This is a genomic window from Variovorax ureilyticus, from assembly GCF_037889935.1.
GTDB lineage: Bacteria > Pseudomonadota > Gammaproteobacteria > Burkholderiales > Burkholderiaceae_C > Variovorax > Variovorax ureilyticus.
Genome location: NZ_JBBKZU010000025.1, coordinates 17,396 through 33,292, shown reverse-complemented (window position 1 = coordinate 33,292; position 15,897 = coordinate 17,396). Strand labels below are relative to the sequence as shown.

Here is a 15,897-nt window from a genome sequence, read left to right as displayed (position 1 = left end):
CTTTGTTCCCATGATCAATGTATCTACAGCACCCTATGCCGCGCTCCTGCTGCGTGTGAGCCTTGGAATCATGTTCCTGGCTCATGTCGGCCTGAAGCTATTTGTCTTTTCCGTTCCCGGCTTTGTCGGCTTTTTCGTCTCTCTGGGGCTGCCGGCGGCCCTGGCGTATGCCGTCATTGCGTTGGAACTCCTCGGCGGCTTCGCGCTGATCCTCGGCGTCTACGCTCCCCTTATCGCGTTGCCTCTGGCACTCGAGATGCTCGGCACGATCGTTCTTGTGCACGGCGGCAACGGGTGGCTATTCACCAACAAGGGCGGCGGCTGGGAATATCCTGCGTTCTGGGCCGTGGGCTTGGTTGCGCTGTTCTTTCTGGGTGACGGTATCTTTGCACTGAAAACTGCAAGGAAGGTGCGCGCCTAGCTGCGCTGCGCCCGGTCAGTCCGGACAAGAAGCGGCGCTCAATGCGAGAGCAGGTAGAAGCTCGAGTGGCATGATCGACCGGCTGAATCCGCAGCCGGAGACCAGTCGCACCATGTCGCAGGAGCTAGGACTGCAGTGGGCCCCACAATTGCCATCGAAAGGCCGACCGGGAAATTCCGTTGTGCGGCGCGAACCGTCCTTTGGGAGGGCAGGGGGGAACTGCGGGTTGGTGCCCGTTGCAGACCTCTGCGTGGTATGCGTCCAGCGAACCCGTCTTGACGGGCGGTGTCGCGCCGCCTTCCCTCCCGCTCCCTCGAGCCTTTTTGGCCACCTCGGCTGTCGCGGAGAAGAGACGCTCCTTCGCGCGCAGTGCACGAGGGCGTGCAGTTTTCCAGTCGCCGTCACCCCGGTGCTTTGGCTGCGAAGTCGGGCAGAGCAAGCCAAGACTGCGAGCAGGCGATGGCGCGATGAATGCCTAGGACGCACGCGTGGTTCCATCCGCGACATGGCTGAGACGACGCATGTCCAAAGCCCGAGCTGGGCCGGTCGCGAGGATGCGCTGCGAGGCCAAGGGCTCAACCGTAGACCTGCGCGCAACAGAGTGAGGACCTGAGAGCCATTTATCTCAGGTCACTCAGGCTGGAGACTTTCCACATTGTTAAGCAGCGCGAGGCGATGAGTTCACGAACGCCGCGCCCCTACAGGGCCGAGGACTCCGAAGCTCAGTGAGTTTGAAATCGCGACAACTCCCAAGAGATCGTAGCGCGGCCGTGTCGGGGTCCATTCTGAGAGCGTCGTGCCGCTCGTCGTGCCGTACCGGCCTATCGACCGAAAACTTCCAATCACCGCATGGTCAGATCCAGACCCATCCTGTTGCAAAACTCAAAGGTGAGGAACAGCATGAGGAACGCAGAAGCGACAAACGCCGCGCCCACCTTGATAGATGTTAGTACCACTGCAGCTGTCTTCTGATTTTTGTCCTTCTGTCCACGATCGTAATGCCACTTGACGGCCAAGTACATGCCTACGCTGAGCACGAGAACCTTGAAAATAATGAAGGAGATAGGGATTGAATTCATGATTTAAAGGATATTGGGGGTGACAGACGGCGAAGTGCCCGAGTGCGGCGAGTCACTAGACCGATGAAGAAGCAGAGAAAAGAATTTAACGAACGGTCGCGGTGAGCTGAATGGGCGTCTGTAAGGCACGTCGAAAGGAACGCGAGCCATCGGTCGAAAGGCGGAGCAGTTTGTCGGCACCACAGAAGCACTCTCATCGTGCTGTCTAGTGTTCATCTTCGAGGCGATACGTACAGAATCAGATCACCGGAAAAGTTTGCGTATCAGATGCAAGGAGGCCGGTAGTCGCTCCGGGGACTACGACGTCTGATTCGGGAGCGGTCAAGAGCTCGACGGCGCCGGTCGCGACGTATTCGCGTCACACCGATCAAGAGCGCCTTCCCGCGGCGGGTAGTCCGCGAAATGCTGTGCATATCGGGTCGGATGCGCCGCGCTGCAGCTGTCCGGACAACGGCGGATGCGGGTCGATCGACCGCAAACTGGCGGACAGCGGCCGCTTCTTTCGGCCTAGCGAGAAGACCGAAATGGGCCCATCACGGCTGTTGACGGACTGCTCGGTGGTTCGCCGTTAACGCTGCGAAGGACCTCCGGTCCGCAGTTCAAGGCTGGCTGCTTTCGTCCGTCGCGGACTGTCGGTTGTCGATGAACGACGAGATCTCAAGCGCTCGCGGGCGCATGCAATGGATCGTAAGCCCTCTCGCGCAAGATCTGATGCAGCTGACGCCGGCGAACGCCCATGTTTCCGCCGTCGAAAAGCGGAAGTGCGATTGCGTCCTGCAACCAGCCGGCCAGGGGCAGTGCCTGGTCGTAGCTGTCGATGCCGACCACCCGCATCAGGTCGGTGATCACGCGGACCGCCGATTCGGAGCCGAAGATCTTGGAATGGAGCGCAAGCTCGAGCGCCCCCGGCAGTTGCTGGTCCATCGCCTGGCAGGCCTTCCAGCCCAGATATCTGGCCGCCTCGATCGTTGTCTTTGCGTCGGCCAAGGCATAGCCCACCGCCTGGTGTTCGATGATCGGGACCGGTCCACCGCGATGCTCGGTCTTGGCGAACCGAAGAGCGAAATCGAAGGCGGCACGCATCAGCCCCACGCCCATGATGCCGACCAGCGCAGCGGTGCCGGCGAAGCTGCCTTCGATGATCTCCTGGCCTGCGCCCAGTCGGCCCACCAAATTGTCCTCAGCTACCGTGACGCTGCTCAGTCGGAATCTCGGCACCAGGTGGCCGCGGTGGCCCATTGACTCGAGGTCGCGCACGGTGCTAAGGCCTTGCGCTCCCCGGGGCACGGCAATGACAGAGATGGATTGGTCTGGCGGCGCCTGGGGATCGGTCCTGCAGACCACGCACAGGAGGTCGGCGCCCGTGCCGTCCCACCCCGTGGCGCTGGACACCCATTGCTTCTCGGCGTCGATACACCATCCTTCGTCGACCCGTCTGGCGGTGCTCCTGACCCCGGCGCCGGGCGCCGGCGAGGCGAAATTGGCGCTCCCGCCAGGCTCGCTATTCGCCAGTGCTGCGAGCGGCGCGCCTTCCGTGCTCAGGAAGGGGGCGATGAATCGCCGCTGCTGCTCCGGGCTTCCGGCGATGAAGATCGGCGCAAGCCCCAGGATATTGGCGAACATCGTCAACGACACGTTGCAGTCCACCGCGTGGAACTCCTCTGCCACGATGGCCATGTCCAGCAGCCCGGTTCCCTCCCCGCCGAAGGGCATCGGGATCAGGCGCCGCAGAAATCCCTCCCGGATGACCTGCTCGTACATCGGACGCGTCGCGAGAAAACGCTCGCTGGGCGTCGCGAGGTGCCGGATCGCGCCCGGAACCTGCGAGAGCACCTCACGAGCTACGCTGCGCGCGTGGCGTTGCAGCTCGCGTTGATTCGGACTGAAAGTGAAATCGATCGCCATGGCTTGCTCCGGTGATTGCTGGTGGCTGGAGTCTGTTCCGCGGGTCTTGTGTTTTCGTGCACGGCGTCTTGTTGAAACGCGCCCGCTGACATACAACTCGTTGGTCATGAAGTCTTGGTCCACAGAAGCAGTTCCTGGCCCGGAGCAGTTCGATTACTGGCGGGAAGTCGTGTGCGAGGCATTTGCCGCCCTCGACCCGCGACCCCTGGAGTCGGGCGTCAACTTCAGCAGCCGGGCGGACCTGAGCGAGATGGGGGCTGTCAACGTCGCTCGCATCCGATCGGCCGCGCAGACCGTGGTGCGGGGGTTCGCGCAGATTCGGCACGATCCGCAGGACCGCCTGTTCGTCAACCTGCAACTGGCGGGCCATGGGTTCGTGCGCCAAGGACATCGGGAGGCCAAGGTCATGCCGGGCTCCTTCACGGTTGTCGATATTGCGAGACCGTACACGCTGCATTTCGAGGGGCGCTTCGAGCTCCTGTCGTTTCGGGTTCCACGCCGCCTGTTGCTGCCTCTGGTCAGCGATCCGAACGGCCTCATGGCGCGGCCTCTGGGAGGTCTCAACGGCACAGGATTCGTCGCCGCTTCGTTCATGCGCTCGCTCGCTGATGCCGGCGCAGAAAGCTTCACCGCGCAAGCGGCCGAGCGCATGTCCGTTCAACTGTGCGAGTTGATCTCGGAGGCGGCGCGCGGACCAGGTGCCGGCGGGGATTTCGGCCCCGAAGCGTCGCAGGCCAACCGGCAGGCACTGGTGCGTGTCGTCAAAGCCTACATCTTGGGCGCCCTCGGTTCGCACGATCTCGGCGCCGAAGCGCTTGCGAGGCGCTTCAACGTGTCGCCCCGCTATCTGCACAAGGCCTTTGCACAGGAGCCGTCCAGCCTGGCGGCCTGGATTCGCCTGCAGCGCTTCGAGCACTGCGCGTCGGATCTGGGCAATCCGCAAGACCGGCGCCCGGTGTCGGCAATCGCCAGCCGCTGGGGCTTCCAGGACATTCCGAACTTCACGAAGTCCTTCGGCATGCGCTATGGGTGCAGCCCCTCAGAGTATCGTCGACGAGCCAGCGCATCCAAGCCGCAGATCCGCTCAGCCGAAACCTGATGTACCACCGCGGCGCGGTCCAGCACCCTCCGCGTCACAGGGGTTGTGGTGTGGTGCCGCTGGGCGCCACGGAAACGTCCGCTGAGCGCCACCTGGCAGTCGTCCGTACCCGCCTATCTGGAGGCCCGCTTCCGCTGCAATCAGGCCGCGCCAGGCTGATCCATGTCTTCGAGCTTGCTTTCCACTATTCGCCGCGACGCGCCGGCTTGGACAAGTATTCTCGTGATTGCGCCTCGGACTTGGTCGGCGTCACTTTGTCGGGATCAATTCGGACCATGAGATAGTCGATGTGGTCATCGATCCTTGTGAACCAGTGGCCCGAGCCGGCCGGTATCACGACGACATCGCCTGCCTTGATGTTGTACGCCATGCCATTGCGCACTTCCGACCCATTGTTGCCCGGTCCGTTCTGAAGCACAACCGTGGGCAAATTGGCGGGCCGCCTTTCCGTCGTCTTCGCCTCGGAGTGACGGAACTCACGGCCATCGTCCCGGAGGTGCCGGAGGACAACCGTGTGATGAAGCAGACTGTTGGAAAGGTGGAAAACGCCTGGATGTGCAAGCCGGGTCTGTTGCCTGCCAACAAGGTCTACCGGATGCATGAGCTGGCAAGCCACCTGTTGCTGACGCAAGGCTCCAGATCCGGAACAGGACTGACCTACGAACGATGGTTCAAGTCTTCAGGGATCACTTCCGCCAAGACCATCACCAGCAACAACCTGATTTGCAATCATCGCCATGACGGTGTCTGGCCTGGGGATCAGCTTTCTGCCTCGTCATTGCCTGCGCCCCATCGTCGATGCGGGTCTCCTGTCGATTGTGAAGGTGACGCCCGAACTGCCCGACATTCACTACGTCGCGATGTGCAGGGGGGGGCAGCGCAGCTCGCTGATCGCGTCCATCGTCCTGCTGGCGCGGGAGTGCTGCGACTTCTCCCGCGCCTTGATCACTGGCGAATGAGAGCCACACCCACTGCGTAGGCCGCGAGCGTCGGCGCGACAAGAAGCGCATGACACACCGCGATGAGGTATGACTTTTAGTTCTGTCTGAGCACCCAATCTGAAGTTCACGTTTCGGGGGAAAAGACGGAGCATTCCGTCACTGCCCTAACGAAAGAGACACGTATGAACTTCGATCTGAGCGAAGAGCACCAGGCCTTCGCTGATTCCGTCAGCCGCTTCGCCAAGGACAGGCTTGCAGCAGGCGCATTGGAGCGCGCGCATTCGTCCGAGTACCCGTGGGAAGTCGCACGGATGCTGGCCGAGCAAGGCCTACTGGGGATCGCGTTTCCCGAAGTGGATGGCGGACAAGGCGGCACGCTGATGCATGCCGTGCTGGCGATCCAGGAGATCGCCCTCGTGTGTCCGAAGAGCGCTGACATCGTGCAGGCAGGCAACTTTGGGCCGATTCGCACCTTCGTCGAGTACGCCAGCGCGGAGCAGAAGAAGCGGTTTCTGCCGGACCTGTTGGGCGGCCGCAAGCTGATCTCGCTTGGCATGACCGAGCCGGATGCCGGGTCGGCCGTGACAGAGCTGAAAACGAGTGCGCGGCAGGACGGCGACGACTACCTCATCAACGGCAGCAAGATCTTCTCCACGCACAGCCCGGAAGCGGAGCTCTTTCTTGTCTACATGCGCTTCGGCCCTGGCATTGACGGCATTGGCTCCGTGCTCGTGGAGCGTGGTACGCCCGGCTTCACGGTCGGCAAACCCGCCAGCTTCATGAACGGCGAGCAGTGGTCTCAGCTCTACTTCGAAGACGCACGCATCCCCGCGAAGAACGTCCTCCTGGGCCCTGGGGGATTCAAGAAGCAGATCTCCGGATTCAACGTCGAGCGACTCGGCAACGCTTCGCGCTCACTGGCTCTCGGCCGCCACGCCTTCAACGTCGCCAAGGAGCATGCGGTCACCCGCAAGCAATTCGGACGGGAACTTTGCGAGTTCCAGGGCCTGCAATGGAAATTCGCGGACATGTGGATGAAGCTGGAGCAAGCACAACTTCTTCTGTACCGAGCTGCACTGGAAGGCGAACACGGCTTGCCATCGGCCCAGAGTACCGCAATGGCCAAGCTGGCATGCAACGAAGCAGGCTGGTTCGCTGCCAACGAAGCGCTGCAGGTGATGGGAGGCATGGGCTTCAGCCAGGAAGCCATCGTCGAGTACTGCGTACGCCGAATCCGCGGCTGGATGATCGCCGGCGGGTCCATCGAGATGCTCAAGAACCGAATTGCCGAAGGTGTGTTCGGTCGATCGTTCTCCCAGCGTCCGCCGAAGGCCGCCTGAGCCGCTGGCGATCACGATACAGGAGACAGCAATGAACATGTGCTTGAACGTCGCTCTCTTGGTTGCGGCGGCAGTACCCACGATGTGCTTTGCACAGGCGGCAGCTGAGTACCCGAGCAAGCCTGTGAAAGTTCTGGTCGGCTACCAGGCTGGAGGTCCGACGGATCTGACCGCGCGCCTGATTGCTACGAAGTTGCAGACGGCGCTGGGCCAGGCGTTCGTCGTAGACAACAAGCCAGGTGCCGGATCCAACATCGCTTCGGAACAAGCAGCGTCCAGCCCTGCGGACGGATACACGCTCCTGGTCGCGGCCTCGCAGATGACCTGGAACAGCGCTCTCTACAAGAACGTCAAGTACGACCCCGTCCGCAGCTTCGTACCAATCAGCAAGATCATGGCTTCGCCTGCGGTGCTTGTAGTCAGTCCCAACCTGCCGATCAAGACCGTCGCGGACCTCGTCTCCCTTGCCAAGCGGGAGCCAAGCAAGATCAGCTTTGCGTCTTCGGGCAACGGCACGGTTCCCCATCTGAGCGGCGAACTCTTCAAGTCCGCCGCGGGCGTTCAGATGACGCATGTCCCGTACAAGGGGGCGGGGCCGGCCCTTACGGACCTTCTTGGTGGACAGGTCGATGTCTCGTTCATGACCGCCCTGTCTGCCATCCAGTATGTGAAGGACGGAAAGCTGCGGGCGCTTGCGGTGGTATCGAATGAGCGTCTTCCTCAGTTGCCGAACGTTCCGACGCTCAAGGAGTCGGGCATCTCTGGCGTTGATGTCGAGTCCTGGAATGGACTGTTTGCCCCGGCTGGAACGCCGCCCTCCATCGTGCAAAAGCTCAGCGATGCGGTGGTCAAGATCATGAAGGAACCAGATGTCCGCAAGGTCTTCGTCGACCAGGCGGCCACACCCATCGGCAACAGTTCCAGCGAGTTTGCGGCCGAGGTGCGCGCCGAGGTCCAGCGAAACAACGCGTTCATCAAATCAGCCAATCTGAAGATCGATTGAGCTCTTCTTTCCTAATGAATCTGGAGACACACGTGAACTTCGCAACGAAGATTCTCTGCGCCGCCTTGGCACTCGCTGGGGCCTCGATGGGTGCACATGCGCAAGGCTACCCCTCCCAGCCGATCAAGATCGTCGTCGGCTATCAAGCCGGTGGCCCGACGGACCTGACCGCCAGGTTGATCGCTGACAAGATGACGCGATCCATGGGCCAGCCCATCATCGTGGAGAACAAGGTCGGCGCCGGTTCGAACATTGCGTCGGAGTTTGTAGCAGCGGCAAAGCCAGACGGCTACACGCTGCTTCTGGCCGCAGCGCCCATCAGCTGGAATCCGATGCTCTACAAGAACGTCAAATACGACGTTCTCAGGAGCTTCGAGCCGATCGCCAACGTCATGACCGCACCTCAGATCCTGGCTGTATCGACGAAGCTGCCGGTGAAAGACCTGAAGGATCTGGTTGCTCTCGCGAAGAGGCAGCCTGGCAAGCTCACTTACGGGTCCAGTGGCGCAGGAGGCTCCCCCCATTTGGCAGGTGAGCTCCTGAAGCAACGGGCTGGCATCGACATCGTCCACGTGCCATACAAGGGTGCGTCCGGCGCGCTTAACGATCTTGTGGCCGGACACGTGGACATGTCGTTCATGACGTCCATGTCTGCCATTCCACATCTTGCGAGCGGAAATCCGAAGGCGCTTGCAGTTGCTTCGGAGAAGCGCCTGCCTCAGTTGCCGAATGTCCCGACCGTGGCCGAAATGGGCTATCCGGGTTTCGAGGCCGAGTCATGGAACGGCCTGTTCGCACCCGCAAAGACACCACCTGAGATCGTTTCGAGATTGAACGCCGAGGTCAACAAGGCGCTGCAGGATCCCGAAGTCCGGGAGAAGCTCACCTCGCAAGGCGCGGTTGTCGTTGGCGGCACTGCGCAAAGCTTCCGCTCCTACCTTGTCAAGGAGGTTGAGCGTTGGGGCGGCCTGATGAAGACCAACAAAGTGACTCTGGACTGAACATGGAAACGAGAACCTCTGTCACGGGCGCCGAACTGCATGCAGCCCTCTTCAACCCGCGCAGCGTCGCGCTGGTCGGAGCCTCCGACGATGCGACGAAGACCGCTGGCCGCCCTCAGCAGTACCTCTCGCGGGCGCAATTCAACGGCGTGGTGTACCCGATCAATCCCAAACGAACGACGGTACAGGAGCACAAAGCTTATGCCTCGCTGTCTGAGTTGCCGGAAGTACCCGATCACGTGTTCGTCCTCTCGCCGACGTCGAGCGTTCTGCCCGTCGTCGAGGAGTGCGGTAGGCTCGGCGTCAAGGTGGTCACCATCCTGGCCAGCGGCTTCTCAGAGTCAGGAAAAGAGGGCGCTGCCCTGGAGACGGAGGTGCGGGAAGCAGCCCGTCGTGGGGGAGTTCGTCTCGTGGGGCCCAGCAGCATCGGGGTGGTCAATCCCCGCAATGGCCTGGTACTGACGGCCAACGCGGCGTTTGCCGAGCCGGATCTCCCCAAGGGGGGACTCTTCGTTGCCTCTCACAGTGGAAGCATGATCGGCGCACTCGTGTCGCGAGGCATCGCGCGTGGAATCGGGTTCGCTGGCTTGGTTTCCGTCGGCAGCGAGACCGAGTTGAGTCTGGGAGAGATCTGCGCTGCATCGCTGGACGATGACGGCATCGAAGGCTACCTCCTCTTCCTGGAGTCCCTGCACCATGGCGACACGCTCAAGGCGTTTGCTGCCGAAGCGGCTCGGCGAGGGAAGTCGGTGGTCGCGTACAAGCTCGGTCGCTCAGATGCAGCCGCTGAGATGGCGGCCACGCACACCGGCGCCCTGGCTGGAGAAGATGACATTGCCGACGCGCTCCTGAAAGACTGCGGTGTCGCTCGCGTCGGCGTCCTTGACGCCCTGCTTGAAGTGTCCCCTCTGGCTCGGCGCATCCCTCTTAGAAGGTGGGAGCGCTCGCCTCGCGTGGGGGTCGTCACCACCACCGGTGGCGGAGCCGCCATGGCCGTTGACCAGTTGGGCATCCGCGACGTCACCGTGCAGGCCCCGTCGGCTGAAACGCTGCAACGCCTGCGCGACAAGGGCATCAATGTCTCGCCGGGCCGCGTGGTAGACCTGACCCTCGCGGGCGTCAAGTACGAGGTCATGAAGGCCGCCTTGGACGTGTTGCTCGAGGCGCCGGAATTTGACCTTGTGCTCGCCACGATCGGTTCGTCGGCTCGTTTTCAGCCGCAACTGGCGGTGAAGCCGATCGTCGACAGTAGCCACCATACGACGCCATTGGCGGCCATGATGGTGCCGGATGCCCCCGAGGCGTTGGCGGTGTTGACTGCGGCAGGCGTGCCGTGCTTCCGCGGCCCCGAGGCGTGTGCCGACGCGATCGCTTCCGTCTTTGCGCGCCGTGTTCCCGACGCCGTGAAGCTGCCGGCGCAGCCCTCCGACTCGGGCGCTTCGTTGAGCGAAGCGGCCGCCTACGCGGTACTCGACCAGCTTGGCGTGCCTCACGCGCCCGCGGTCACCGCCGCCTTGAGTGGATCGACGCCTCAACTGCCGTTTGACTTCCCCGTCGTCGCAAAGGTGTGCTCCGCCCAGATACAACACAAGACGGAAGTGGGTGGCGTGGTGCTGGGGATCAAGAACCCGAACGAGCTCGAACGGGCCATGGATACGCTGCGCACGAACCTTCGCACCCGTGCGCCGGGTGTCGAATGCGACGAGTTCCTGGTCCAGCCGATGCGCAAGGGTCTGACGGAGGTTCTCGTTGGATACAAGATCGATGCGGACGCCGGTCCTATCGTCATGTTGGCTGCGGGAGGCATCTGGGCGGAGGTTACTCGAGACCGCAGCATTCGTCTGGCACCGGTCTCCCTGGAAACCGCCCGGGAGATGATCTCGGAGGTGAAAGCGCTGAAGACGGTGCGTGGGCTTCGCGGCAAGGAGCGCGGCGACCTGGAGGCACTGGCCCATGCGGTTTCTTCGCTGTCCCAGTTGGCGATGCGTCCCGAACTCAAGATTCGCGAAGCGGAAGTGAACCCGCTCATGGTGATGCCTGAAGGGCAAGGCGTGATGGCGGTGGATGCACTGGTCCTTCAGGGGAAGTGAGATGGACATGCCGCAGGTAGTCGGGCGCGACGGGGAGGCAACGCAGATCATCCTGCGCCTGGAGTCGAGCGGCAGCGTGCGAGACGTCGATGTCGGCGGCAGCATCGTGCGCTGGCGGATCTTCGGATCGGGTTCGCCCCTTGTGCTGCTGCACGGAGGCCATGGGAGCTGGCTTCATTGGGTGCGCAACGTTTCAGCGCTGTCAAAGCTGCATTGCGTCCTGGTCCCTGACATGCCAGGGTTCAATGATTCGGATGACCTCTGCTCATCGCCGCAGCACTCCGACCCGTTGGCGGGCCTCGTGGCCGCGTTGCACGGAGCTATTGAGTCCCTGATCGGATCGGAAACACCGTTCGATCTGGTCGGGTTTTCTTTCGGGGGACTCGTTGCTGCACGGCTCGCTTCGGGAACTCCGACCGTGCGGCGCCTCGCGCTTATCGGTCCCGCGGGCCACGGAACGGCGAGACGCCAAGTCACGCCCCTTGTGGACTGGCGAGCCGCGCAGACGCCCGCTACACGTCGCGAGGCTTTGAGGCAGAACTTGTACAGCTTCATGCTGCATTCGCGAGACGGCGACGACGAACTCGCTCTGACGGTGCACGAGCGATCCTGCGTGCGCGCGCGATTTCGAAGCAAGGCGCTCTCGCGTGCGGGTGGCCTGGAGTTCCTGTTGAACCGTGTCGAAGCGCCGGTGCTGCTGCTGTGGGGTGAGAACGATGTGACCGCCCATCCCGAAAGAGTTGCCGAACTGCTGAGAAATGGCCGTTCGCATCGGGAGTGGTGTTTGGTCTCAGGCGCTGGCCATTGGGTCCAGTACGAGAGCGCCAATCGAGTCAACGATCTGCTGCTGAGCTGGTTCAAGCCTGCAGGCTGATCGCGTTGATGTTCAAGAATCAAAGAGAAGCAAGAACATGGAGAAGATACTTGTCACGGGCGCCGATCTGGCCCCGCCTGCGCTGGAACTACTGAGCGGCTACGAGCTGGTCTTCGCGGGAAAAACCCCCACTGAGTTCGACGTCGTGGAGCTGTGCAAGATGCACAACCCTATCGGCGTCATCGTCCGCTACGGCAGGTTCGGACGATCTGCCATGGAAGCCGCCCCAGCACTGCGGGCAGTTTCACGCCATGGCGCCGGTGTGGACGTCATCGACCTGGATGCAGCCAAAGCATTGAATATCGAGGTTCGCTCTGCTGTGGGCGTGAACGCGGCGGCGGTCGCAGAGCACACGGCTGCGCTTCTGCTCGCATGCGCCAAGTCGACCGTCCAGCTCGATGCGCGGATGCGCGATGGTCATTGGGACAAATCTACGCACAAGAGCCAAGAACTTGGAGGCAAGACTGTCGGGCTCATTGGGCTGGGTGCGATCGGGCGCAGGTTTGCTCGTATCGCCGACGCGATGGACATGAAGGTTATCGGGTATGACCCGAACGCGCGTGATCTTCCTGAGTATGTAGAGAAGGTCTCGCTCGAAGACATCTGGAAGCGCTCGGATGTCGTCTCGCTGCACTGCCCATTGACCGACTCGAATCGCGCCATGATCAATGCGCAGGTGCTCGCCAAGTGCAGGCCCGGCGTGATCTTCGTCAATACCGCGCGCGGAGGCCTGGTTGACGAGGCTGCGCTTCTCGAGGCCCTGCGCTCGGGCCAGGTCTTTGCCGCCGGTCTGGACAGCTTCGCGCAAGAGCCCCTGGCTTCCGATCACCCGCTCCTCAAAGAGCCAAGCGTGGTTCTGAGCCCTCACATCGGTGGTGTTTCCGTTGATACCTACGTCAACCTCGGCCTCACCGCCGCGAACAACCTCGTGGGCATGCTTGCAGCTGCGCATCGGTAGTTCAGGCCCTTGATACTCGAAACGAACAGCAGAAAGGCCTCGTCATGACCGACCAAGCTCATCTCAAGCTTCCTTCCCTGAAGGGTGTTGTATCCCCCGAAGAGTGGAAAGCCCGCGTCGACCTCGCCGCGTGCTATCGGCTTTTCGACCTCTACGGCTTGTCCGATCTCACGGCCAACCACATCTCGGCCAGGGTGCCGGGGGAGAACGCGTTTTTGATCAACCCCTATGGCATGCTGTACGACGAGATCACGGCATCCAGCCTGATCAAGGTCGACGAAAGTGGCGAGGTGTTGTTCACCCCCGACTTCGGCGATCTGAACTACGGGATCAACCGAGCTGGCTACGTCATTCATAGCGCGATTCATGCGGCGCGTGAGGACGTAGGGTGTGTCGCCCACACGCACACTGTTGCGGGCATGGCGGTTTCTTCGCTTGCCGAAGGCATCTTGCCCCTCAACCAGACCGCGATGCGCTTCGCTTCCGCGGCCTATCACGGCTTCGAGGGCATCGTCCTTGACGAGAAGGAGAAAGAATCCCTACTGCGCGACATGGGTCAGGAAAGCTACCTCGTCCTGCGCAACCACGGCTTGCTCGTTGCAACGTCGACGACTGCAGAGGCCTTCAACGCAATGCATCGCTTCGAGCAGGTTTGCCGCGCTCAGATTGCATCGCTCTCCTGCGGACGCGAGACCACCATGGTGCCGGCGGAGATCGTCGAAAGCACGCGTCGCAACTATCTGCCAGACACCCGGCGCCCCTTTGGACTCATGGAGTGGCCGGCGATGCTGCGAAAGCTGAATCGGATCGATCCCAGCTACGCCGAATGACGTCGCGGGGCGCGGGCGCTCTGATGGGCATCAGGCCATCGTCTTCTTTGCTTCGGCGAGAAGCCAGTCCCTGAACACCTCAACGCGCCGCGAAAACCGCTGACTGGCCGGCCGCACAAGATAGTGCGCCTTCAGCCGTCGAATGGGCTGGTTGAAAGGGCGGATCAACGTACCCTTCTCAAACTCGGCTTGCAACATCGCGGTTTGCCCAATCGCCATGCCCAATCCATCGAGGGCGGCCTGCCATGTCAGCACGGAGGTGCTAAAGCTCATTCGCTCCGCAGATTCAGCCAAACTGGATCTGCCGGTGGCGGCGAGCCAATCTTCCCAGTCTGTGCGCCGATAGTGCGAAACAAGCAATCGCTTGCCTAGAAGACTTTCCTTCGAGGTGCCGCGCGGAAGAGACTTGAGGTATTGCGGCGAACACACGGGCTCGATCTCGTCGGGGAACAGCAGATCGAGTTGGACGCGTGGCCAATGACCGTCACCGAACTGGATGGCCAGGTCGACTGCGTCCCGATCGAAGTCCACGTCCGGCACTGCGTTGCTAACCAATACTTCAACGTCAGGGTGGCGGGCGTGAAAGTCGGGTAGGCGCGGAATGAGCCACTTCGCAGTAAATGTGGTGTAGGTCCGCACCCGCAGCACCCCATGAGATGCATTGCGCAGGACCTTTTCCGTCGCTGAGGCAATCTCGTCGAACGCGGGTAACACCTGCTTTGCATAGGAGGCTCCCGTCCGCGTGAGAGTCACTCCGTGCCGCTCGCGTCGAAGCAGCTCGACGCCCAAGTAGCTCTCCAATGCGGCGATCTGGCGGCTGACTGCAGATTGAGAGACGTGCAACTCCTGCGCGGCCGCCGTCAAGTTTTCGAGGCGCGCTACAACCGCGAAAACGCGAAGTGGATTCAGAGGAGGGTATCGGCGACTCATCGGTGCTGGGTTTAGGAATGCCTTTTTATCATGCCTCTGATTTCGAGAGCCCGTCATTGCGTGGAGGAGCGCGACGCGGCGCGCACGCGGACGCTGCTTGCCGGCGCGCCCCAGTGCCACCATCGCCACCCTTTGCGGTCCGGCTGGATGCCATAGGTACGGCCGCACGCCATCGTCTTCAGGGCATCGACTTTCAATGGGCCAGAAGGCGTCCGGAGAGCGCTAACAACTGGACGTTCAATCGGGATGGGCTCTAGGTCCGCTCAAGCTGCGAGCCGGGCAGGGCGATCGGCTGCTTGGTGCCCGTTGAAGATTTGCCGTGGTCCAGCTCGACCCTCAAGTCCATCTCACTGGATGCGTGGAAGGCCTGCGAGTCGCCAATCTTCGAAGTCCACCTCTCCAACTTCCATTTTCGGGGGCCTGTACCAACAGTCCATCGCAAGGCTCTGCGAGCCCGGCGAATGGGTGCACCGACCGCTGCGGCGTCAGGGCTTGACGAACTTGAGCACGAACTCATCCTTGGGTTGCGGCGGCTCCGGCGTGTTGCGGTCGCGCGGGTCAGATGGATTGCGCAGAAAGTTGCCTTCGGAGGCGAGCTTGAATCCTGCCTGTTCGACTTCCGCGCGCAGGAACGCTTCTTCGATCCGGTGAAGTGTTCCCGATTCGGAGATGCCCGTGCCGGGCCGGCCCGAATGGTCCGCGATCACATACATGCCGCCCGGTTTCAGAGCAGCGAACACCGCCCGGTTCACCGCGGTACGGTCGACACCCAGGTGGCCGAAGTCGTGGTAGTTGAACATCAGTGTGACGAGGTCGAGGCAGTTCGATGCGCATTCCGGCGGCGCAGGATCCGCGAAGGGACGCACGACGGCGACGATGTTCCGCGCATTCGGGTTCTTGGCGCGCTCCGCCAGTACGACGGGCGACGGCCGCGGCCCACCGCCGGCGCGGCTCGGAGTAGCTGCAGGCATGGGTATCGGTGACGCGGCCCCTTCGGGCTGCGTTGGCCGGCTCTCCGGCGGGCGCGGTGCGCTTTGCCCGTATACGCGGCCGTTCGGGCCAACGGCGCGTGCGATTAGTTCGGTCGTGTAGCCGCCCGCAGCGCTCAAGTCGAGGGCCGTCATGCCCGGACGCACGCCGATGAACATCAACATCTCCTGCGGCTTGCGCCGGGCGTCATTCACGCGGTCCGCATCACTGCGGTCCGGGCTCGCGACGATCTCGGCGACGCGGACCGGCGAGAGCACCGCTGATTCGGGAGCCTGTTGCGAAGGGGCCACGCATGCTGCGAGCATCAGTGTGACGCAGGCCGCGCTGGTCGTGCGGGCCAGCCATCGATGGGCAGCAATGATTTGGCAGCTAATGGGCATGGCTGGGCCTCGAATTCTTTCGTGGGTTGTGACTCGTGCCGCCGGCCGTCTACTTT

At 62.2% G+C, this 15,897-nt stretch carries 15 protein-coding genes; 10 read left to right on the top strand and 5 right to left on the bottom strand.

The features are described 5' to 3' along the window. The first annotated feature begins 10 nt into the window (after positions 1-10). On the top strand, positions 11-421 hold the full coding sequence (locus WKW77_RS32760; RefSeq protein ID WP_340361070.1) for a DoxX family protein: 411 nt from the start codon (positions 11-13) through the stop codon (positions 419-421). 842 nt (positions 422-1,263) lie between these two features. On the opposite strand, the gene WKW77_RS32755 is transcribed toward WKW77_RS32760, so the two are convergent. After that, positions 1,264-1,500, bottom strand: coding sequence for a hypothetical protein (locus tag WKW77_RS32755; RefSeq protein WP_340361069.1), 237 nt, complete (start codon positions 1,498-1,500; stop codon positions 1,264-1,266). 657 nt (positions 1,501-2,157) lie between these two features. Then, positions 2,158-3,405 (bottom strand): acyl-CoA dehydrogenase family protein, encoded by a 1,248-nt coding sequence (locus tag WKW77_RS32750; RefSeq protein ID WP_340361068.1) that lies wholly within the window; start codon positions 3,403-3,405, stop codon positions 2,158-2,160. On the opposite strand from WKW77_RS32750, the gene WKW77_RS32745 reads away from it, so the two are divergent. Then, positions 3,389-4,504 (top strand): AraC-like ligand-binding domain-containing protein, encoded by a 1,116-nt coding sequence (locus WKW77_RS32745; RefSeq protein WP_340361067.1) that lies wholly within the window; start codon positions 3,389-3,391, stop codon positions 4,502-4,504. The two genes, WKW77_RS32750 and WKW77_RS32745, sit on opposite strands and share 17 nt — an antisense overlap. 184 nt (positions 4,505-4,688) lie before the next feature. On the opposite strand, the gene WKW77_RS32740 is transcribed toward WKW77_RS32745, so the two are convergent. Next, positions 4,689-5,135: a cupin domain-containing protein gene (locus WKW77_RS32740; RefSeq protein WP_340361066.1), complete on the bottom strand. Its 447-nt coding sequence runs from the start codon at positions 5,133-5,135 to the stop codon at positions 4,689-4,691. A gap of 106 nt (positions 5,136-5,241) precedes the next feature. Between WKW77_RS32740 and WKW77_RS32735 the strand changes: the two genes are divergently transcribed. The 8 genes from WKW77_RS32735 to WKW77_RS32700 all read left to right on the top strand — a co-directional run bounded on the left by WKW77_RS32735 (position 5,242) and on the right by WKW77_RS32700 (position 13,541). Beyond that, positions 5,242-5,463, top strand: a complete 222-nt coding sequence (locus WKW77_RS32735) for a hypothetical protein (protein WP_340361065.1) — start codon at positions 5,242-5,244, stop codon at positions 5,461-5,463. 164 nt (positions 5,464-5,627) lie between these two features. After that, positions 5,628-6,785: an acyl-CoA dehydrogenase family protein gene (locus tag WKW77_RS32730; RefSeq protein ID WP_340361064.1), complete on the top strand. Its 1,158-nt coding sequence runs from the start codon at positions 5,628-5,630 to the stop codon at positions 6,783-6,785. A 31-nt stretch (positions 6,786-6,816) separates the two neighbouring features. Further along, positions 6,817-7,788 carry a Bug family tripartite tricarboxylate transporter substrate binding protein gene (locus WKW77_RS32725; protein ID WP_340361063.1) on the top strand — a complete coding sequence of 324 codons (972 nt, stop codon included), beginning with the start codon at positions 6,817-6,819 and terminating at the stop codon, positions 7,786-7,788. Between the two features lie 32 nt (positions 7,789-7,820). Next, on the top strand, positions 7,821-8,789 hold the full coding sequence (locus tag WKW77_RS32720; RefSeq protein ID WP_340361062.1) for a Bug family tripartite tricarboxylate transporter substrate binding protein: 969 nt from the start codon (positions 7,821-7,823) through the stop codon (positions 8,787-8,789). Positions 8,790-8,791: 2 nt separating this feature from the next. Further along, a complete protein-coding gene (locus WKW77_RS32715; RefSeq protein ID WP_340361061.1) occupies positions 8,792-10,879 on the top strand; it encodes an acetate--CoA ligase family protein in 2,088 nt (695 codons plus the stop codon). 1 nt (position 10,880) lies between these two features. After that, positions 10,881-11,753, top strand: coding sequence for an alpha/beta fold hydrolase (locus tag WKW77_RS32710; RefSeq protein WP_340361060.1), 873 nt, complete (start codon positions 10,881-10,883; stop codon positions 11,751-11,753). Between the two features lie 37 nt (positions 11,754-11,790). Further along, positions 11,791-12,711: a hydroxyacid dehydrogenase gene (locus tag WKW77_RS32705; RefSeq protein WP_340361059.1), complete on the top strand. Its 921-nt coding sequence runs from the start codon at positions 11,791-11,793 to the stop codon at positions 12,709-12,711. A 44-nt stretch (positions 12,712-12,755) separates the two neighbouring features. Then, on the top strand, positions 12,756-13,541 hold the full coding sequence (locus tag WKW77_RS32700; RefSeq protein WP_340361058.1) for a class II aldolase/adducin family protein: 786 nt from the start codon (positions 12,756-12,758) through the stop codon (positions 13,539-13,541). Between the two features lie 30 nt (positions 13,542-13,571). Here WKW77_RS32700 and WKW77_RS32695 read toward each other — a convergent pair whose 3' ends face one another. Together WKW77_RS32695 and WKW77_RS32690 are read right to left on the bottom strand one after the other, a co-directional pair. After that, positions 13,572-14,471 carry a LysR substrate-binding domain-containing protein gene (locus tag WKW77_RS32695; protein WP_340361057.1) on the bottom strand — a complete coding sequence of 300 codons (900 nt, stop codon included), beginning with the start codon at positions 14,469-14,471 and terminating at the stop codon, positions 13,572-13,574. Between the two features lie 485 nt (positions 14,472-14,956). Next, positions 14,957-15,841, bottom strand: coding sequence for a class I SAM-dependent methyltransferase (locus WKW77_RS32690; protein WP_340361056.1), 885 nt, complete (start codon positions 15,839-15,841; stop codon positions 14,957-14,959). Positions 15,842-15,897 lie beyond the last annotated feature (56 nt).